The sequence below is a fragment of the Rhodococcus sp. FG69 genome (assembly GCF_057808915.1).
In genome coordinates this window covers 59,689-79,913 of sequence record NZ_JBMDIX010000030.1, presented here as the reverse complement: position 1 = coordinate 79,913, position 20,225 = coordinate 59,689, and the positions used below count along the sequence as shown (strand labels likewise).

General features: G+C 62.2%; 17 protein-coding genes. 10 read left to right on the top strand and 7 right to left on the bottom strand.

Annotated elements, in window-relative coordinates:
- Window positions 1-207: 207 nt before the first annotated feature.
- From mftD (ACODSO_RS21175) to mftA, 5 genes are read right to left on the bottom strand one after another with little or no spacing between them, the layout of a single operon-like run.
- Complete coding sequence (gene mftD / locus ACODSO_RS21175; protein ID WP_068368292.1) at window positions 208-1,407, bottom strand: pre-mycofactocin synthase MftD; 1,200 nt, start codon at window positions 1,405-1,407, stop codon at window positions 208-210.
- A 9-nt stretch (window positions 1,408-1,416) separates the two neighbouring features.
- Window positions 1,417-2,595 (bottom strand): pre-mycofactocin synthase MftD, encoded by a 1,179-nt coding sequence (gene mftD / locus ACODSO_RS21170; protein WP_489038655.1) that lies wholly within the window; start codon window positions 2,593-2,595, stop codon window positions 1,417-1,419.
- On the bottom strand, window positions 2,595-3,827 hold the full coding sequence (mftC, locus tag ACODSO_RS21165; RefSeq protein ID WP_032397572.1) for a mycofactocin radical SAM maturase: 1,233 nt from the start codon (window positions 3,825-3,827) through the stop codon (window positions 2,595-2,597). Before mftC ends, mftD (ACODSO_RS21170) begins: the two co-directional genes overlap by 1 nt.
- A gap of 43 nt (window positions 3,828-3,870) precedes the next feature.
- Window positions 3,871-4,155, bottom strand: a complete 285-nt coding sequence (mftB, locus tag ACODSO_RS21160) for a mycofactocin biosynthesis chaperone MftB (RefSeq protein ID WP_068368285.1) — start codon at window positions 4,153-4,155, stop codon at window positions 3,871-3,873.
- 2 nt (window positions 4,156-4,157) lie between these two features.
- On the bottom strand, window positions 4,158-4,271 hold the full coding sequence (gene mftA / locus ACODSO_RS21155; RefSeq protein ID WP_068368282.1) for a mycofactocin precursor MftA: 114 nt from the start codon (window positions 4,269-4,271) through the stop codon (window positions 4,158-4,160).
- Between the two features lie 105 nt (window positions 4,272-4,376).
- Between mftA and mftR the strand changes: the two genes are divergently transcribed.
- Entirely contained in the window at window positions 4,377-5,012 is a 636-nt protein-coding gene (mftR, locus tag ACODSO_RS21150) for a mycofactocin system transcriptional regulator MftR (RefSeq protein ID WP_489038654.1), read from the top strand.
- 27 nt (window positions 5,013-5,039) lie between these two features.
- On the opposite strand, the gene ACODSO_RS21145 is transcribed toward mftR, so the two are convergent.
- Together ACODSO_RS21145 and ACODSO_RS21140 are read right to left on the bottom strand one after the other, a co-directional pair.
- Complete coding sequence (locus tag ACODSO_RS21145; RefSeq protein ID WP_489038656.1) at window positions 5,040-6,608, bottom strand: class I adenylate-forming enzyme family protein; 1,569 nt, start codon at window positions 6,606-6,608, stop codon at window positions 5,040-5,042.
- A gap of 185 nt (window positions 6,609-6,793) precedes the next feature.
- On the bottom strand, window positions 6,794-7,672 hold the full coding sequence (locus ACODSO_RS21140) for a mycofactocin-coupled SDR family oxidoreductase (RefSeq protein ID WP_068368324.1): 879 nt from the start codon (window positions 7,670-7,672) through the stop codon (window positions 6,794-6,796).
- 1,019 nt (window positions 7,673-8,691) lie between these two features.
- Between ACODSO_RS21140 and ACODSO_RS21135 the strand changes: the two genes are divergently transcribed.
- From ACODSO_RS21135 to ACODSO_RS21095, 9 genes are all read left to right on the top strand, one after another.
- Entirely contained in the window at window positions 8,692-10,290 is a 1,599-nt protein-coding gene (locus tag ACODSO_RS21135; RefSeq protein ID WP_068368274.1) for an acyl-CoA carboxylase subunit beta, read from the top strand.
- A gap of 7 nt (window positions 10,291-10,297) precedes the next feature.
- On the top strand, window positions 10,298-12,310 hold the full coding sequence (locus tag ACODSO_RS21130) for an ATP-binding protein (RefSeq protein ID WP_068368271.1): 2,013 nt from the start codon (window positions 10,298-10,300) through the stop codon (window positions 12,308-12,310).
- Complete coding sequence (locus tag ACODSO_RS21125) at window positions 12,307-14,124, top strand: acyclic terpene utilization AtuA family protein (RefSeq protein ID WP_068368268.1); 1,818 nt, start codon at window positions 12,307-12,309, stop codon at window positions 14,122-14,124. Before ACODSO_RS21130 ends, ACODSO_RS21125 begins: the two co-directional genes overlap by 4 nt.
- Window positions 14,121-14,918, top strand: coding sequence for an enoyl-CoA hydratase-related protein (locus tag ACODSO_RS21120; protein WP_489038653.1), 798 nt, complete (start codon window positions 14,121-14,123; stop codon window positions 14,916-14,918). The genes ACODSO_RS21125 and ACODSO_RS21120 overlap by 4 nt, the downstream gene beginning before the upstream one ends.
- Before the next feature lie 88 nt (window positions 14,919-15,006).
- Window positions 15,007-16,227, top strand: a complete 1,221-nt coding sequence (locus ACODSO_RS21115; RefSeq protein ID WP_489038652.1) for an acyl-CoA dehydrogenase family protein — start codon at window positions 15,007-15,009, stop codon at window positions 16,225-16,227.
- Entirely contained in the window at window positions 16,224-17,255 is a 1,032-nt protein-coding gene (locus tag ACODSO_RS21110) for a phosphotransferase family protein (protein ID WP_068368261.1), read from the top strand. Before ACODSO_RS21115 ends, ACODSO_RS21110 begins: the two co-directional genes overlap by 4 nt.
- Window positions 17,252-17,989 carry an SDR family NAD(P)-dependent oxidoreductase gene (locus ACODSO_RS21105; protein WP_068368259.1) on the top strand — a complete coding sequence of 246 codons (738 nt, stop codon included), beginning with the start codon at window positions 17,252-17,254 and terminating at the stop codon, window positions 17,987-17,989. The genes ACODSO_RS21110 and ACODSO_RS21105 overlap by 4 nt, the downstream gene beginning before the upstream one ends.
- Window positions 17,990-18,032: 43 nt before the next feature.
- Window positions 18,033-19,232 (top strand): acetyl-CoA C-acyltransferase, encoded by a 1,200-nt coding sequence (locus tag ACODSO_RS21100; RefSeq protein WP_489038650.1) that lies wholly within the window; start codon window positions 18,033-18,035, stop codon window positions 19,230-19,232.
- 128 nt (window positions 19,233-19,360) lie between these two features.
- Entirely contained in the window at window positions 19,361-20,062 is a 702-nt protein-coding gene (locus ACODSO_RS21095; RefSeq protein WP_082897498.1) for a TetR/AcrR family transcriptional regulator, read from the top strand.
- Window positions 20,063-20,225: the final 163 nt, after the last annotated feature.

Below are 20,225 nucleotides of genomic sequence, written 5' to 3'. Positions count from 1 at the left end.
CGGGGTGGGGACTTTCACCTGGCCACCAGCGGGGACTTCAACTTGGCCATTGACACCTGGTCTTTGGTTACCTCGCACATGCCGCTGAGCAATTGGTGTCGGCAGTGCGGCACACCTAATGCGCTCTCATACTTTTGCGGAGTCACTTCTGCTAACGGCTGATCGGTGACGATGACCGACACAATTGACAGTCGGCGACTGGAGTTACTACTCGAACACACACGGACTATTGACTGACAGTATTCTTGTCGCCCTCGCCTGTATGACAACGTCGGACGGTGACAGTTCGTGAACCGACGCACGGCCGAGACCCAGTACCGCGGAATCCAGACCGCCGCGCAGAATGTCGAGCACGTTCTCCACTCCGGCCTGACCGTTCGCCGCGAGACCCCATAGATATGCGCGTCCGATCAACACCGCCCGCGCACCCAACGCCAGTGCCTTCGCGACATCACTTCCACGGCGGATCCCACCGTCGAGAGTGACCTCGACCTGATCGCCCACCGCCCGGGTGATCGACGGCAGCACCCGAATCGACGCCGGGGAACCGTCGAGATTGTTGCCACCGTGATTGGAGACGGAAATCGCGGTCACGCCCGCATCCACAGCCCGGAGCGCGTCGTCGACCCGCGAAATACCCTTGAGCATGAACGGTCCATCCCACTGCGCGCGTAGCCAGGCGATGTCCTCCCACGTCGGCAGCGGCGTGGACTTCCACTCGCGATACGCAGCGAAGAACGTCGGCGCAGGCCCACCGGGCGGCGCGAGATTCGGTGCCGTCAGATCCGGGAACGTGGCCGACCGCGCCCACTGTGTCAGCCATCGCGGACGGACGAGTACCTCGGGTGCCAACCGCATCATCGCCGCCATATCGAGGCGTTCCGGGATCACCGGACTCCCCCGATCTCGCCCCTCGGAGAAGGACCAGTCCATCGTCAGAATCAGCCCGACGGCACCCGCCGCGCGGGCACGATCGAGCATGTGCGCCAACAACTCCCGCGAACCCACCCAGTGCAGCTGAAAGAACGTCTGCGGATTCGCCGCGACGACCTCCTCGATGGGCTTGCTCGCGAACAACGACAAACCCATCGAAATCCCCCGTGCCGCTGCCGCCCTCGCCACCGCAACCTCCCCGTCCGGGTGCACAGCCTGCACACCCGTCGGGGAGATCATCACCGGAAACGACAGAGACTGTCCCATCAGCGTTGTCGACAACTCACGGGTATTCGACAGACCCGCGACATGCGGGGCGAACCCGAGTTCACCGAACGCCGACGTGTTGTCCGAGACGGTGATGCCGCGCTCGGAACCTGCGACCAACGCCGAATACACCGACTTCGGCAAACACTTCTCGGCCCGACGCTGCGCCTCGGCGACAGACTCGAACCACCCCGTCCAGGTGCGCACCGACGGCGTCTAGACGCCGAGCCTGCGGTCGAACCCGGCCGGCATCACCACATCCGACGGCGAGAGGTCCTGTACCGAGGTGTGCCCGAGCCCGAGGACAGCGGAATCGACTCCGCCGCGCAGGATGTCGAGTACGTTCTCGACGCCCGCCTGACCGTTCGCCGACAGGCCCCACAGATATGCCCGCCCGATCAGCACCGCTCGCGCACCCAACGCCAGCGCCTTCACCACGTCGCTGCCGCGCCGAATCCCGCCGTCGAGGGTGATCTCGACCTGATCGCCCACCGCCTCGGCAATCGCGGGCAGCGCCCGGATCGGAGCCGGGGTGCCGTCGAGATTGTTGCCGCCGTGGTTGGAGACCGAGATTGCCGTGCACCCGGCGTCGACAGCCCTCTTCGCATCGTCGACGCGCATCACGCCCTTGAGCATGAACGGCCCACCCCACTGCTCACGCAGCCACGCCACGTCCTCCCACGTCGGCAGCGGGGTGCCCATCCATTCGCCGTATGCACCGAAGAACGTCGGGGCCGGACCACCCGTAGGCGGGGTCAGGTTGGGGGTCGTCAGATCGGGGATCTTGCCGGTCTTCGCGAACTCCCACAACCACTTCGGCCGCATGATGCCCTCGGGAGCGAACTGCACCATCGCCTTGAGGTCCATCTTCTCCGGGATCGACGGGCTACCCCAGTCGCGGCCGTTGGAGAACGACCAGTCCAGGGTCATGATCAGCCCGACCGCCCCGGCTGCGCGTGCGCGCTCCATCCGTTGCAGCAGTATCTCGCGCGATCCGACCCAGTACATCTGGAAGAACGTCTGCGGGTTCGCCGCCGCGACCTCCTCGACGGACTTGCTCGCGAACGAGGACAAACCGATTGGAATCCCACGCGCCGCAGCAGCTCTCGCGACAGCGACCTCACCGTCGGGATGCACCGCCTGCACGCCCGTCGGCGAGATCATCACCGGGAACGACAGCGTTTGCCCCATCACCGTCGTCGACAGGTCACGCTTGTCCGATAGCCCGGCCACGTGCGGGGCGAAGCCGAGTTCACCGAACGCCGCCGTATTGTCGTCGATCGTCAGTCCGCGCTCCGAGCCTGCCACCAGAGCGGCGTACACGGACTTCGGTAGACGCTTCTTCGCACGCCGTTGCGCTTCGGCAACGGTCTCGAACCACGCACTCTTGGCCATCAGCTTTCCTGCTCCATTCCTGCGAGCGGATTCTCGTCGCAGATCTTCGCCGGCGGACGCATCATCAATGTGAGCGGCACCGACTTTCGTGGGGTTTTGCGTTGCCCGGTCCGGGAATGGTCGACACTGGACTTGGGGATCTCCCCCGCCGCCGCCAACGCCATTTCACCGTTCCCGATGACGCATTCGGGATCCGGGCCGTCCATCGGCAGACCGGTGAAGAATTTCGCTGCCATGCAGCCACCACGGCACGCGTCGAAGTGGGCACACTTGGTGCACGCGCCCGAGGTCTGCGGCGAGCGCAGATCCTGGAACAACTCCGATGTCTGCCATACGGATTGGAATCCCCCCATGCCGTCTTTTGCATCGCGGACGATGTTGCCGGCGAGGAAGTTCTCGTGAATGGCGAACGGGCACGCGTACACGTCGCCGATCGGATCGATCAGGCACACCACCCGCCCGGCACCGCAGAGGTTGAGCCCGGGCAGAGCGTCACCGAACGCCGAGAGATGGAAGAACGAATCCCCGGTCAACACACCCTCACCGTTGGCGACGAGCCAGTTGTACAGCTCGCGCTGCTGACCGGCCGTCGGGTGCAGATCGTCCCATACATCCGCGCCCCGGCCGGATGGCCGCAACCGGGTGATCCGCAGTGTCGCAGCGTATTTGTCGGCCAACGCTTTGAAGTCGTCGAGCTGACTCACGTTGTGTCGGGTGACGACGACCGAGATCTTCGCGTCCCGAAAGCCGGCCTCCTTCAAGTTCTCCAACGCCCGGCACGCCATGTCGAACGAACCGGGTCCGCGGACCGCATCGTTGACCTCCGCCGTCGCGCCATCGATGGAGATCTGCACATCGACGTAGTCCGACGCCGCCAGCCTTGCTGCGACTTTTTTGTCGATCTTGACCCCGTTGGTGGAGAACTTCACACCCACCTGATGCGCCGTCGCGTAATCGACGAGCTCCCAGAAATCCGACCGCACCGTCGGCTCCCCACCACCAATATTGACGTAGAACACCTGCATCTTCTGCAACTCGTCGATGATCGACTTGCACTGCTCGGTGCTCAGTTCACGCGGATCACGACGACCCGACGAGGACAGGCAATGCACGCACGACAAATTGCAGGCGTACGTCAATTCCCACGTCAGACAGATCGGTGCGTCGAGACCGAGCTCGAACTGATCGACGAGTTTTCCTACCGGAGCGGGTCTTTCGAGAGTGGAAGTCATGTGGGTCGGTCCTGTCCAGAAAGGTGTCGAGGGTCAATGGTCCTTAGCGGGGCGTGATCATCTTCGAGTCGGCCAACGTCGCGAGTGCCTTCACATACGGAGCCGATCCGGACTCGGTGATCCCTGCGGCCGCGATCGCGGTGCGCATATCGGGATGATCGGGAAGAGACTCGATGATCGCCACGATCGTGCGGTTTCTCAGGAAGGAGAGCTTGCGAGTTCCGAAGTGATAGAGCAGAGCCCCGAAAGACTCCGGACGCAACGCCACCTGCGGATGCAATGCCCACGGCACATCCACATCGAGTGCGCCCTGCACTGCAGCAGTCATGATCAGTACACGCCGCACATGCCGTCGATCGAGACTTCCTCCACCAGCGACTCTTCGACCAGATCGGACTCGACGACAGCAGTACCGACCACAGTGTTCTCGTTGCTATTCGACATCGGATACCTCCAGAAGTAGTTGTGGACCACAATCAGACGTAACAGTGGTTTGCGTCACCACACTAATGGCACTGAGTGCATAAAGCTAGAGTTCGGAGGAGAAAGATGGCCTCAGGCACCACACCGTCGAAACCCATGGGACGGCGACCGTCCACAACACGGGGCGCACTGAGCGACCTCGGCATCGAACTGTTCGCATCGAAGGGCTTCGAGGAAACCAGCGTCGATGACATTGCCGACGCAGCCGGCATCGCACGCCGAACTTTTTTCCGCTACTTCCCATCCAAGAACGCGGTTCCGTGGGGAGACTTCGACGCTCAACTCGCAGCACTCAGGGCCCATCTCGATGGTCTACCCGACGATATCGCTCTGCCCGACGCCCTGCGATCGGCGCTGCTGCAGTTCAACACGTTTCCATTCGAAGAAGCCGCGATCCACCGGCAACGGATGTCGCTGATCCTGGGAAACGCTGCCCTACAGAGCTACTCGATGGTGATGTATGAGGGGTGGCGAGCCGTCATTGCGGACTATGTGGCTGCTCGGACGAACTGCGCACCGACCGATCACCTACCGCGCACCCTCGGATGGATCCTGCTCGGCATAGCAATCTCGGCATACGAGCAGTGGCTGGCTGACGACGAGGCGAACCTGGTCGAACTCCTGCTCGCCGGGACCAGCATTCTCTACATCGGCCTCGACAGTCAGGCTCGAGTGCGACCGGGAACTCCATCCGGACAGTGACAAAGGTCGGTCGCTTTGCGATGAACATCAACCATCCGTTCCCGCGGTCTCCGATCGCAGCGCGATCTTCTTGATCTTTCCGGACGGCGTCAGCGGTAGGGATTGCACAACGTGAATCCGGGCCGGGATCTTGTAGCCCGCCAGCATCTCAGTACACCTGGCCAGCAATTTTTCTACATCGACTGTGCTCCACGGCACCGGAACCACATACGCGTGTCCCACTTCGCCGAGCAGCTCATCGGGCACTCCCACGACGGCGCACATCGCAACCGTCTCGTCTGCGGCCAACACATTCTCGATTTCGACCGGATAGACGTTGTAGCCGCTGCGCACGTACATCTCCTTCTGCCGTCCGCGCATGGCCACGCGGCCATCCAGCCGTATGACGGCAATGTCCCCGGTTACCAGCCATCCATCGTCCAAAAAGGCGTTGTCCGTTTCAACCGGATTCTCCCAGTACCCACTGGCCACGCACCCACCTCGAATGTGCAGGTGACCCTCACTGCCCGGCGGCAGAGAGTTGTGCTCGTCATCGGTGACGCGAACCTCGAAGTCACCGATACCAACTCCGAGAGTGTCGACAAGAGTGTGCAATTCGTCGTCAGCAGCGGATATCACGCATCCTCCGGACGTTTCGGAGAGCCCGTACAAATTGGCCAACCGCGTACCCGGAAACGTTTCCAGAATGCGCCTTCCCATTGCCGGTTCGACGTTCGAACCACCGATGATGCAGGTGCGGATCGTCGAGGTATCCGTTGCAGTGAACTCCGGAAGATCCAACATCAGGGTGTACATAGTGGGTACCCCGATGAATATCGTCACTGCGTGCCGCTCGATAGCCTGCAGAGCCACTGTCGGGCTGTATCTGGGCAAGAGGGCTACTTTGCCACGCACACTCATGGCGGCAGCCACAGTGCACGTCATGCCGCCGACGTGGTTGAGGGGCATGTGTCCGATCGCTACGTCGTCGCTTGTTTGATCGAGGTGTGCAGCTTGAGCGCGCGCGGAGGCAATGATGCTGGCGTGGGTCAACGTGGCACCCTTGGGATCTCCGGTAGTTCCCGAGGTGTACAGAATCACCGCCGGATCATGCTCTTCCACATGAGATCCGGCGTGGGTGAGCGCCTGGATGTCGATGTCGTCGACCAAGAGATCATCCCACCGGCGGCTACCCTCGAATCCGCGCTCTCCGAGAAAGACGTAGTGGCTCACCGTGGGGATACGTGGCCTGAGCTCGTCCAAGAAATCGACGAAATCGAACTCGCCATCTCGAGCACAGCTGATCAACATGACAGCCCCGGACTGATTGAGCATGAAGCGAAATTCCCGCTCACGGTATGCCACGTTGAGCGTGACCAGAATGGCACCGATTTTGGTGACTGCGAACCACGTAAGAAGCCACTGCGCCGAGTTGGGTGCAGCAATGGCCACGCGATCGCCGCGTCGGATCCCCAATAACAGAAGACCCGAGGCAAGGCTGTCGACCGTGCGGGAGAACTCTGCGTAAGTCCACTTTCGATCCGAACACAGCAAAAATAACGACTCGTGCCCGGGCAATGCATCGCTGAGCAACCCGGGCAGTGTAGTCGGCTGCACTGACGGCCCGATCTGAATAATATTGCTATTCAACGGTATTCCTGCGATTCAGTCTACTGGCAGCGGCCGTCACGAGTTGGCTCGTACCTGAACGTTGGGTTGCCGAAAGTGGCCCTGGCCGGATCGGTTCGACTGACACGCGCGCGTATGTCGAACCGATCCGAGACCAGGTTTTTGTCGGCCTGCTAGCCGTTGGCTGCTGCTGCCGCCTCGGCGATATTGGCCATGTTGAGGCCCGGCAACAACATGTGACCGCCATCGATCGCCAGCTCTTGGCCGGACACGTACTTCGACTCGTCAGAGGCCAACCACAACACACCCTCGCTGGTGGCCTCCGGCGGGAGCATTCCAACGCCCTTCAGCAGCGCGTACGCCTTACCGCCGGACTCCATATGGTCGCGCGTGCCCAGCCCGGGGCCACCAGCCATCAGATCCCATCCACCTTGCCAGTCCAAGATGGGTGTCCTGACGACACCGGGCAGCACGGCGTTGCAACGAATACCGAGAGGACCGAGTTCGAGGGCGACGGACTTCATCAGTCCGAGCACACCGTGCTTGGAGCTGACGTAATGCGCATAGTTGACACCGGCCTCCTTGCCGTTGACAGACGCAATTACGACCATCGAACCCGAGCCGCGTTCGATCATGTGCGGAGTGACCGCTTTGAGGGTCCTCATGACACCGAGCAGGTCGATATCGACTACGTCTTTCCATTCTTCTTCAGGTATTTCCCAGAATGGCCCGACACTCCATGCACCTGCATTGGCGACGACCACGTCGATGTGCCCGAATTCCGCGATTCCGGCCGCAACAGCGGAATCGAGACTTGCCTGACTCCGGACGTCCCCAACAATGCCCAGGATTCGTCGATCGAGCTTTTCGACCCACCGGACGGTCTCGTTCAGATCTTCCTCGGTGGCGAGGGGGTGCGGGATGCTGCCCTGACTCGGGCAATCGAGCGCCACAATGTCAGCCCCTTCCTCTGCCAACCTGATTGCGTGCGCCCGGCCCTGCCCTCGGCCTGCCCCGGTGATGAAGGCAACTTTTCCATCCATACGACCCATGATGAACTCCCTTGTGATCTCGATTGGAACGAAGACACGCTGATTGCTGCTGGTTTCGAGCCCTAGCCCATGCTCGCCTGATTCGACCCACCGCATCGGCGTTACAGGCAGCGGATGCCTGACCCTGACGGTGCGATCTGGATCACACTCCATCATCACTTGACTTTTAAGTCAAGAGCCGACAGCGGGTTCGGCTTGTACCGAAGTCCAGAAATTCAGGAACAGCGAAGCGAGCACCTGTGGTCGACCGCCGCCGTTGTCGTGCCTTCGCGCCGGCGTCTCTGCCATCCACGTGCACCAGCACACCGTCCGGCACCGCCGGGAGTTGGGAACACCACTCCGTAACCCGCCCGAGATCACCTCTCGACTGGTCCGAATCGTGTCGAGATATCAATTCATCTGTAGTGCAGTCGACTTCAGATCACCCACGACCACCGATGAAGCCGAGGTCAGCGTCATCCCCTCGTAAAATCTCCACCTCCCGCAACAGGTGGCCGAGGATCTGCGACTCTAGATGCCCCGACTCGCGCGATGTGAGCGCCGCCCGCTACTTTGACCCCGTCGCCGTCGGGGAGACCCGGAAGCCAATACCGTTTGCGGTGGCCACCAGTAAAGGTCGGGACTGCGCAAGATCGACATCACAGTCAAGTGTCTTGATGGCTACAAGACCCTTCACATCCCCTCCCAAACCCGGCGTCATACTGCAGCTAACTGTGCCGAGAAGCTCGACCGAGAGAGGTGCCCGGCTCGAGAGTCGGACATTGCGACCTCGTAGTTGATGCCACGGTCAGTCCTCGGTTCAGCCGACTAGGGATGGCAGCCTATTTGGCCAGGTGGAATCCATCTTCATCGGATCCATACTTGATTTGTTAGTCAACTTGGTGTTGTGTAGGTCTCGATGGATGTAGCTCATCGATTCAATCGAGGTCGGTGCATCTGCGCCGATCGCTCGGCGGCTGATGCCCTCAGTTGACGTGACGCTGCCTACCCCTGAATCTCCGACTCATCGAGGTGCACCAATGACGGTCATACCCACACGATTCGACATCAGGTCGGAGCAATTCCTGCTCGACCGTACTGCGATGCTGGACGCTCTGGAACCTTTGACCGCTCTCGCTGATCGCGTCCTTGCGTCGGGTGGAGAAAAGGCCGTACAACGCCATCGCGGTCGCGGCAAACTGCTCGCACGCGAGCGCGTCGATCTGCTGCTCGACGAAGACGCCCCGTTCCTCGAACTATCCACTTACGCAGGGGCACACGACCCGGACGAACAGCCCGGCGGCCGACTCATCACCGGCATCGGACCAGTCAGTGGAATCGAGTGCATGATCATCGCCAACCAGCCGACGGTCAAGGGTGGCTCACTCAACCCGGACGCGGTGGCCAAACAACTCCGAGCACTCGACATCGCAGCCCGGAACCGGCTACCTGTTATCACGCTCGTCGAATCCGGCGGAGCAGATCTACCCAAGCAGGCAGATATTTTCGTGAACGGCGGACGCAGCTTTCGCGAGATCACCCGTCTCACAGCATCGGGCATTCCGACCATCTCGTTGGTGTTCGGCAGCTCGACCGCCGGTGGTGCATATGTGCCCGGCATGAGCCAATACACGGTCCTCGTCAAGGAAGCTGCCACGGTCTACCTCGGCGGACCTCCCCTGGTGAAGATGGCGATCAACGAGGAGATCGACGACGAATCGCTCGGTGGTGCCGAAATGCACGCCCGCGTATCCGGATTGGCAGATTACCTCGCCGAGGACGAGCGCGACGCCCTGCGATTGGGGCGTCAGATCGTGGCGGATCTGCAGTGGACCAAAGCCGGCCCGGGGGCCACGCTGCCCGCTGATCCTCCGGTTCACGACCAGAGCGAACTGCTCGCATGCGCTGCAGCCGACTCGAAGCGATCGGTGGAGGTGAGGGAGATTCTTGCTCGCGTACTGGACGGCTCCCGCTTCGACGAGTTCAAGCCACTGTTCGGCACTCAGTTGGTCACCGGCTGGGGCTCGATCGCGGGATTCCCGGTAGGTGTCATCGCCAACAACGGCATCTTGTTCTCGGATGAAGCGAACAAAGGGGCGCATTTCATTCAGCTGGCGAATTCACGCGACATCCCGTTGCTGTTCATCCAGAACATCACCGGCTTCATGGTCGGCTCGGCAGCCGAACGCGGTGGGATCATCAAGGATGGCTCGAAGCTGATCAATGCCGTCTCCAATTCCACTGTCCCCCATGTGACTTTGATGATCGGCGCTTCGTACGGCGCGGGAAACTACGCGATGTCGGGCCGCGCATACGACCCCCGATTCGTCTTCACCTGGCCCAACCACCGCATCGCAGTCATGGGCGGAGCACAGCTCGGCGGGGTCATGTCCATCATCAAGAAAACAGCAGCTCAGCGTGCCGGCACCGAGTTCAGCGACGCCGACGACGCCAGGGTCCGCCGCGAGATCGAAGACTTGATCGAAAGTCAGTCCGGTGCTGTATACGCCACCGGACGACTGTGGGACGACGGAATCATCGATCCTCGCGATACCCGCGCCGTTCTCGGCCTCGCCCTGTCCGCCGTACATTCCGCACCGGTGACCGGGACGTCCCGGTTCGCTACGTTCCGATTGTGAGACTTCCGTGAACCACACACCGATCAATACATTGCTCGTCGCCAACCGCGGCGAGATCGCACGGCGTGTCATTCGCACCGCCCGCGCGATGGGTATTCGCACCGTCGCGGTCTACTCGGATCCCGACGCACGATCCCCGCACGTCACCGACGCCGACTTCTCCGTCGCAATCGGCGGGTCAAGCAGCGCCGACTCCTATCTGAAAGTCGACAAGATCCTCGACGCCGCCCGGCGCACCGGTGCCGACGCCGTCCACCCCGGCTACGGGTTCCTCTCGGAGAACCCCGAATTCGCCGAGGCATGCGAAGCGGCCGGCATCAATTTCGTCGGCCCGAGTGCGCAATCGATGCGCGTGATGGGTCTCAAGGACCGCGCGAAGGAATGGGCGCGCAAAGCAGACGTGCCAGTCCTGCCCGACGCGGTCATCACCGGAGACGACACCTCGGAATGGGAGAGCGCAGCAGCCGAAGTGGGTTATCCGCTATTGGCCAAAGCCGTAGCAGGAGGCGGCGGCAAGGGAATGCGCCTGATCGAACGTTCCGAGGACCTCATCGACGGAGTGGCCTCCTCGCGTCGAGAAGGCGCGAACTTGTTCGGCAACTCGACCGTGTTCCTTGAGAAGTACTTGCGGTATTCGCGACACATCGAGATCCAGGTTTTCGGCGACAAGCACGGCAACGCAGTGCATCTCGGAGAACGCGAGTGCTCCATTCAGCGTCGCCATCAGAAGGTGCTCGAAGAAGCACCCTCACCCGTCATCGGACCCGACGCGCGCGAACGAATGGGCTCGACCGCAGTGTCACTCGTCCGTGAGCTCGGGTATGTCGGTGCCGGCACAGTGGAATACCTCTACGACGACGAGACCGGAGGCTTCTACTTCCTCGAGATGAACACCCGCCTACAGGTCGAGCACCCCGTCACCGAGGAAGTGACCGGAATGGACTTGGTCGCACTGCAATTGCGCGTGGCGCGCGGTGAAACATTGGGATTCGAGCAGAGCGACGTCCGAATCAACGGGCACGCAATCGAAGTGCGGCTCTACGCCGAAGACCCTGCGAACGACTACCTCCCGACTCCAGGACAGTTGCACCGTTACAGCCATCCCGACCGCATCGGACTCCGATACGAGGACGGAATAGTCGCCCCGGCCGAGATTTCCCCGTTCTACGACCCGATGATCGCCAAGATCGTCGCTCACGCCGGGAACAGAACCGACGCAGCATTCGCGCTCGCCTCGGCCATCGACGCCACTCACGTGCACGGTGTCACGACCAACCGCAGCTTCCTGGCAGCGCTCCTCCGTGATCCGGATTTCCTCGACGGTGCCACCCGTACCGACTTTCTCGACAATCATCCCCACCTGCTGAATCCTGCTGCCAGGACCGCTGAGCGGATACACCTCGCAGCGGCGGTGGCGGTGTCCACCTCGAGACGCGCCGCCCACGACCCGATGCGTGGTCATGCCCGTCCCGGATTCCGGCCGCTCGCCGCCCGGATACTCACGCACGCCACCTGGCACCGCCTCGGAGACGACACTGCCATCGAGATCGGCTACCACCAGGATGGTTGGTCAGGGGACGCCGACCTCGAGCTGGAGATCGACGGGACACGGCACGAGTTTCGCCTCCTCGATCTCACGTCCGACTCGGTACGGGTGCAGTACGACGGAGTCGACTATCCCTGCACGGTCGTCACCCATCCGGACGAATCGATCTGGGTCAACGATTCGAGCAGTCAGTCGGGTTGGCGGCGTTCTCCTCGACTTCCTGATCCTGATTCCGGAGCAGCAACCGCGTTGGGTCCGGTGAACGAAATCCCAGGCACAGTCGTTGCCATTGCCGTGAAGATCGGCGACGTCGTCACCGCTGGACAGAGGTTGGTCACGGTCGAAGCGATGAAGATGGAGCATCCGGCGACGGCCGCGATGGACGGAACCGTCGAGCACATCCACGTGGAGGTAGGCCAATACGTCGAGGCTCATACCGTTCTGGTGACTCTGTCGGCGGTGGATCCCGCATGAGCGAATTACGCCCCCTACGGATAGCCAACTGCTCCGGCTTCTTCGGCGACCGCCTCGCCGCGGCCCGCGAGATCGTCGACGGCGGACCCGTCGACGTACTCACCGGTGACTGGCTCGCGGAACTGACCATGGGCGTACTCGTCAAACAACGCAAACGCTCCCCCGAAGCCGGATTCGCACGCACATTCGTCCGGCAACTGGAGGGCGTGCTCGCCACCTGCCTGGACCGGCACATCAAAATTGTCTCCAACGCAGGCGGTCTCAACCCGCACGCCTGTGCTGAAGAGATAACGCGCATCGCCGAAAACGCCGGCCGAACCGTCCGGGTCGCCGTCGTCGACGGTGACGACGCCACCGACGCCTTCGCACTTGCCCGCCGAAGCGGCTGGGACGCACCACACCTCGATACCGGGCAATCGTTCGCCGACATCGACCGCGAGCCCGACGTCGTCAGCGCATACCTCGGAGCCTGGGGAATCAAGGAGGCGCTCGATGCCGGAGCCGATGTTGTCGTCACCGGCCGAGTCACCGACGCAGCCATCATCATCGGGCCGGCCGCGTGGCACTTCGGCTGGTCGAGGACCGACTGGGATGCGTTGGCCGGAGCCGTTACCGCGGGACACGTCATCGAGTGCGGGGCACAAGCCACCGGCGGAAACTTCTCGTTCTTCTCCGAGTTGGACGGCATGGCCCACGTCGGATTCCCGATCGCCGAGATTGCCGCCGACGGCTCGTGCGTCATCACCAAACACCCGGGCACAGGAGGCGCGGTGACCGTGGAAACGGTGACTGCGCAGCTACTCTACGAAATCGACGGACCGCGATACGCCAACCCCGACGTCATCACCCGGCTCGACACCGCTCGGCTCACCCAGCTCGATACGGACCGCGTTCAGATCTCGGGAGTGCGCGGCGAAGCGGCACCCGCAACGATCAAGGTGGGCGCACTGGTCTCCGGAGGATGGCGCAACGAGGTGACGTTCGTGCTCACCGGTGCCAACATCGAGGCCAAGGCAGAGCTTGCCCAGCGCGCGATGTGGGCCAACATCGTCGGCGGCGAAAAAGCCTTCGAGATGGTGACTGTCCGGCTCCTCCGTGCCGACAAGTCCGATCCAGCGAGCATGAACGAAGCCGTTGCGTTGCTGACCATTTCGGTCACGGATGCCTCCCCGGACAAGGTTCGCGCTTTCCCGAGGGCAGCGATCGAGACCGGGCTTGCGAGTTATCCGGGCCTGTACTTCACCGGTCCGCCGGCGGCAGGCAGCGAAGTCACCGTATTCTGGCCGACGCTGATGCCTGCCGACGCCTTCCACCAGCGGGTAACACTGGGAGACAAGCAGTTCGAGGTTGCCCCGGCACCCACCACACCGCCCGCAGAACCGATCGAAGCACCTCTCGTCGGAGAGCAAGTGACGGAATTCGGCCCGACCGTGCGCCAACCGTTGGGCACAGTCGTAGGGGCACGATCCGGTGACAAAGCCGGCAACGCCACCCTCGGCCTGTGGGCCCGCGACGATCGGGAGCACGACTGGCTCAGGTCCTGGTGGACCGAGGACTCGATTAGGGCTCTGATCCCAGAAGCTGCGGAGTGCTCGTTACGTATGTGGGAATTGCCGCATCTGCGCGCATGCGGAGTGACCATCGTCGGACTACTCGGCCGAGGGGTCGCGGCGAACCTGAATCTCGACTCGCAGGGGAAGGGACTCGGCGAGTTCGTTCGCGCCCGCCATCACGACATCCCCGCGGCCTTCATCGACAATCCGCCGTCCGCGCCCCATTCTGCTCCCTCAGAAGACAAGCAGGCATCGCGATGAGCGCACCTGAGCACAATTCGGAACTGGCGCGCCTCGCGACCGAAGGCGGAGTCTCTGTCGTCACTCTCGACTCGCCGAAGAACCGGAACGCACTCTCGGCACAACTTCGATCCGATCTGCTCGGTCACGTGCGCACCGCAATCGACGACGAGGCCACCCGCGTTGTGGTTCTCACCCACACCGGTTCGGTGTTCTGCGCCGGCGCAGACCTGAAGGAAGCCCGCACCGGCGACACCTCGCAGTCGGGGCAGGAGCTCGTCGATCTGATGACGATGCTGTTGACTTCCCCGAAGCCGGTGATCGCTGTACTGAGAGGCCCGGCCCGTGCCGGAGGTATCGGGCTGGTGGCGTCATGCGACTTCGCGGTTGCCGCGGACACCGTGACACTCGGCTTCAGCGAGACGAGGATCGGAGTGGTTCCCGCAGTCATCTCGGTGCCGCTTCGACTGCGCGTGGCATCGGTAGATCTGCATCGCTTGTTCCTGACCGGTGAGACTTTCGATGCCCGGCACGCCGCTCGAATCGGTCTGCTCAGTGAGGTCGCCACAGCTGACGGTCTCGATACCGCGGTCGCCCGACTCACCGAAACAATCGGACTCGGCGCTCCACGGGCCCTTGCTGGCGTCAAGAAGATGCTTAATCCCTCGGCGACCACCCTGGCCGAACAATTCGCCCAGATGCTGAATCTGACCGCGTCTTACTTCGCTTCCCCGGAGGCGCAAGAGGGCATGCTCGCATTCTCCGAAAAGCGGCCACCGTACTGGGCTGTACCCGGCGGCGACTCCACAGCCTGACCGTCACCACGCGAATGGAATACATGTCCTCGCGCTCGCTGATCGACGAACGTTCGGCGAGATGCATCCCGTCGATGGAGGTTTGACCATGACCGATTTTCTGATGTCCCCCGAAGTCACCACGCTGGTCGAGAAGACCCGAGAATTCACCCGAAGCACGGTGCTGCCCGTCGAGGATCTTCACCACGGCGATATCGCTGCCGCCGGCGGAGATGAACTGCGCGAAACACTGCAAGCCGCGGCCCGAGACGCGGGTGTTTTCGGTCCGCACGTCCCGCTCGAGTACGGTGGCCATGGACTGAACATGGTCGAACGCGCACCGGTTTTCGAGGAGGGCGGATACTCACTGTTCGGCCCGGTCGCGTTGAACATCGCCGCACCCGACGAGGGCAACGTACACATGCTCGACCACATCGCGAACAAGGAGCAAAAAGAGCGCTTCCTTGCTCCACTCGCTCGCGGAGAGATGCGCTCGGCCTTCGCCATGACCGAACCTGCCCCCGGCGCGGGCTCCGACCCGAGCGCGTTGACCACCCGTGCGGACAAGGTGCCCGGCGGATGGAAGATCAACGGGCACAAGTACTTCATTACCGGCGCCGAGGGGGCCGGCTTCTTCATCATCTTTGCGCGCACCGCCGGCGTGCCCGGGGACCGGGGCGGTGCCACCATGTTCATCACCCCCTCCGTGGTGCCCGGATTGACCGTCGGTCGCCACATCGAGACCCCCGACAAATCCATGATCGGCGGCCACTGCGAGGTGTTCTTCGAGGACCTCTTCGTCCCCGACAGTGGCGTTCTCGGCGAGGTGGACCAGGGATTCCGTTACGTCCAGGTCAGGTTGGGGCCGGCCCGGATGACGCACGTCATGCGATGGCTTGGGGCCGCACGCCGCGCTCACGACATCGCTGTCGAACGCGTTGCCCATCGTGAAGCGTTCGGCGGCAAGCTCGGTGCCCTCGGCATGATTCAACAGATGGTCGCCGACAACGAGATCGACATCGCGGCGACCCGAGCCCTGCTGATTCGCGCGTGCTGGGCTCTCGATCAGGGTGAGCATGCAGGCGACGAGACCTCCATCGCGAAAACGTTCGGCGCGGAGGCAGTGTTCCGAATAGTCGATCGCTCGATTCAGATGTGCGGTGGGCTCGGAGTATCCGGGGATCTACCCTTGGCACGGCTTGCGCAGGAGGTGCGCGGTTTCCGAATCTACGACGGCGCATCGGAGGTGCACCGCTGGGCAATTGCACGGCGCGCCATCGGAGCAGCGCAGAAGGCCGGAGCCAAGCACAAAGCTGGTGCATCCTCGTGAGCGACACGGAGCATCGAGGCCTCGACCTGGAGAAATTGCGTGCCTACCTGAACGACTCCGATGTGCCACTGCGAGGCGATTTGCGGGCCGAACTCATCTCGGGCGGCAAATCCAATCTGACTTACTTCCTTTCCGACGACACCTCGCGGTGGGTATTACGCCGCCCACCTACCGCGGGTCTCACGCCTTCCGCGCACGACGTCGCCCGCGAGTACACCATCACCTCGGCGCTGCAGAAAACAGATGTGCCCGTCGCAGGCACCGTGGTCTTGTGCGAGGACGTGTCCGTCCTCGGCGCGCCCTTCACCCTGGTAGAGCGGATCGACGGCCGCGTTGTTCGGACAACAGCAGATCTCGTCGATGTCTCCGATACCGATCTCGACAAATGTGTCGATGAGTTGGTGAGGATTCTCGGAGCGCTCCACCAGGTCGACATCGACGTCGTCGGTCTGCGACAGTTCGGTCGCCCGGACGGATATCTCACTCGCCAGGTTGCTCTGTGGGCCAAGCAGTGGGAACGGGTCAAAACACGTGAAAGCACGGATCTGAGTCGTCTGCACACAGCCGTCGCCGACTCGATCCCTCAGCAATCCGAAGCGTCGATTGTGCACGGTGACTACAGAATCGACAACACCATCCTCGGTCTCGACGACGTCGGGCAGGTGGCCGCAGTAGTGGATTGGGAACTGTCGGCGCTGGGAGATCCACTGTCCGACGTGGCCACGATGTGTGTCTATCGCAACCCCTCGTTCGACCTCGTCATCGGCGAGCCGGCAGCGTGGACCAGCGACCGGATGCCGTCGATAGATGATCTTGCGCAACGCTATTCACTGGCTTCGGGTCGCGACCTCGCACACTGGAATTTCTATATGGCGCTCGCCTACCTGAAACTCGCGGTCATCGCCGAAGGCATCCACCACCGCTTCTTGGTCGGCGCGACCGTGGGCGACGGTTTCGACAGAGCCGGGGAGTCGGTTCCCGAGTTCATCGCTGCAGGACTACACGCCTTGAAGAGGTCATCATCATGATTCGCACCGCCTTGGTCACCGGAGCCACACGCGGCATCGGTCTTGGAATCGCCACCCGCCTCGCACAGCAGGGGCATGGGCTCACCATCAACGCGCGTGATCACGAACGCCTCGACTCGGTCGCTCGGGAACTACGCGCGGCAGGAGCGAGTGACGTCGTAATTGCCGCCGGGGACTTGTCAGACCCAGAGGCCGCCGGGAACGTAGTAACAACCCACACCGAGCATTTCGAGACGCTCGACGCCCTCATTCTCAACGCCGGTTTCGGTTCGTCCGGAACCATCGACACCTATCCGCTCCGACGGTTGGACAAGACCCTCGATATCAACCTGCGTGCGCCGCTGACCATGCTCCAGCAGGCCCTGCCGTCGTTGCGCGCCGCGGCAGCCTCGAACCCCGACGGGGGAGCCAAAGTTGTTGCGCTGTCGTCGATCACCGGCCTCTATGCCGAGGCCGGGCTCGCTGTATACGGAGCAACCAAGGCTGCGTTGATCTCGTTGGTCGAGACGTTCAATGCAGAGGAATCGGGCAATGGGGTGACGGCAACCGCCATCGCACCAGCCTTCGTGGACACCGACATGGCGAACTGGGTGCACGACCGGATACCTCCAGAAACGATGATTCGTGTCGATGACATCGTCGAGATGGTGGACATGCTTCTACGACTCTCCTCCCGCGCCGTCGTACCGAAGATCGTCGTCGGTCGATCCGGCACGACCAGTTACCACGCCTGATCGTTCACCGATCCAGCCACATCCACAGAAGCGAGTTCACACCATGCGAGAAGCCGTAGTCGTCTCGACAGCACGGACACCCATAGGCAAGGCCTACCGCGGCGCGTTCAACGACACTCAGGGCCAGCATCTCGCTGCTCACGCCCTGACTCACGCCGTCGACCGCGCAGGTGTCGACGGACGTGAAATAGACGATGTCATCCTCGGATGTGCAGTGCAGCAAGGCAGTACCGGTGGCAACGTCGCACGGCAGGCGATACTTCGTGCAGGCCTACCTGACTCCGTTCCGGGGATGACACTCGACCGGCAGTGTTCATCGGGACTGATGGCTATCGCGACTGCAGCCAAACAAATACTTCACGATGGAATGACGATCACCGTCGGAGGCGGAGTCGAGTCGATATCACTCGTGCAGAACACCCACCAGAACTTCTACCGTGCGACAGATCCCTGGCTCGAAGAACACACGCCGGATATCTACATGCCCATGGTGCACACTGCAGAGACAGTCGCTGATCGATACTCCGTCAGCAGAGATCGACAAGACGAGTTTGCCTTGCTGTCCCAACAGCGAACCGCTCACGCACAGGAGCACGGCCGCTTCGATGCAGAGATCGTTCCGCTCGAGTCGGTCAAAACGGCGGCCGATAAGTCATCGGGTGCAGTCGAGCGACAGCGAGTCACGCTGATTGCAGACGAGGGCAACAGACCGTCGACTACCTTGGCCGGACTGGCTACCTTGCCACCGGTAACTCCCGACGGCACGGTGTCCCCCACCTCCACGGTGACCGCCGGAAACTCTTCTCAGCTCTCGGACGGCGCGTCGGCGGCGGTACTCATGGAGGCGAGCGAGGCGCAACGGCGAGGAATCGAACCGCTCGGTGTATATCGCGGTATCGCAGTTGCTGGATGCGCACCGGATGAGATGGGAATCGGACCGATGTTCGCCATCCCCAAACTGCTCACTACGCATGGCCTCACCATCGACGACATCGGATTGTGGGAACTCAACGAAGCTTTCGCCTCTCAAGCTGTGTACTGCCGAGACGAACTGGGCATCGACCCCGATCGGTACAACGTCGACGGCGGTGCGATCTCGGTGGGACACCCCTACGGAATGTCCGGTGCCCGCCTCGTGGGTCACGCTCTCATCGAGGGAAAGCGTAGAAGCGTTCGCTACGTGGTCGTCTCGATGTGCGTCGGTGGCGGCATGGGTGCGGCCGGGTTGTTCGAGATCGTCTGAACGACACCTCTTCGGTGTCCCTGCCCGCGACTGACGACGCCTTACTATCGACAACAGCATTCACACCGGCCCTACCCGCCCGTCGACGCCGATGATGACACCCACGGGCCTCGAATCGAAGGAGCTCAGTGGCACGTCGAATCGGCTCTCCCCCGCTCCCGACGTCCGTCGTCAGCCGTGGGCAAACCACGTCGTCGGTTCAAACGCCGTCCACGGCTCGCGGCCGACGTACTCGCTCGGCGTTGATACATGCTGCACGCGAGACGTTCGAGCAGATGGGCTTTCGCGATGCCCGCATCTCGGACATCGCTGCCCAGGCCGGTACGTCCTACGGGGTGTTCTACCATTATTTCAAAACGAAAGAAGAGATACTCGGCGAGATCTTCACCGTCATCACCGGTGAAATGTTCTCTGCCTCCAGGCCTTCCGTCGATGTTGCGTCGGATCCCTACAGCCGCATCCTGGAAGCCAATCGGACCTATCTGGCCGTCGCCAGGCGCAACGCCCGACTGATTGCGGTCATCGAGGAAATGGCCATCAGAGAGCCCTACTTTCGAGAGTTGAAGCTTCAGATACGCGAGCCGTTCCTGAGAAGAAACGCAGCAGGTATCCGATCCCTGCAGTCACGCGGGATCGCCGACCCTGACCTCGACCCAGATCTGACAGCGAGCATTCTGGGTGGGATGGTCGAGAACTTCACCCTCTTGTGGTTCGTGCACGGTGTCGAATACGACGAATCAAGGGCTGTCACTACGCTGACGAAACTCTGGGCGCGCGCACTCGGCGTCTCACCCTCCACCGAAGCCGGCACGTCGGCACCGCAGACCTGATTCGTCTCGCTGGACGACCGCGCCGACGGGTTCCAGTGGAGCGAGCATCCGAGCACCTGCCCGTTCTCAAATATGACTGTTCAGTCAGAAGCTTCCCGCATTGACTGCAATTCTCAGTCCACTATGCCTGTGCAGCTCGATATCCTTGTTTATCCATAGTTGA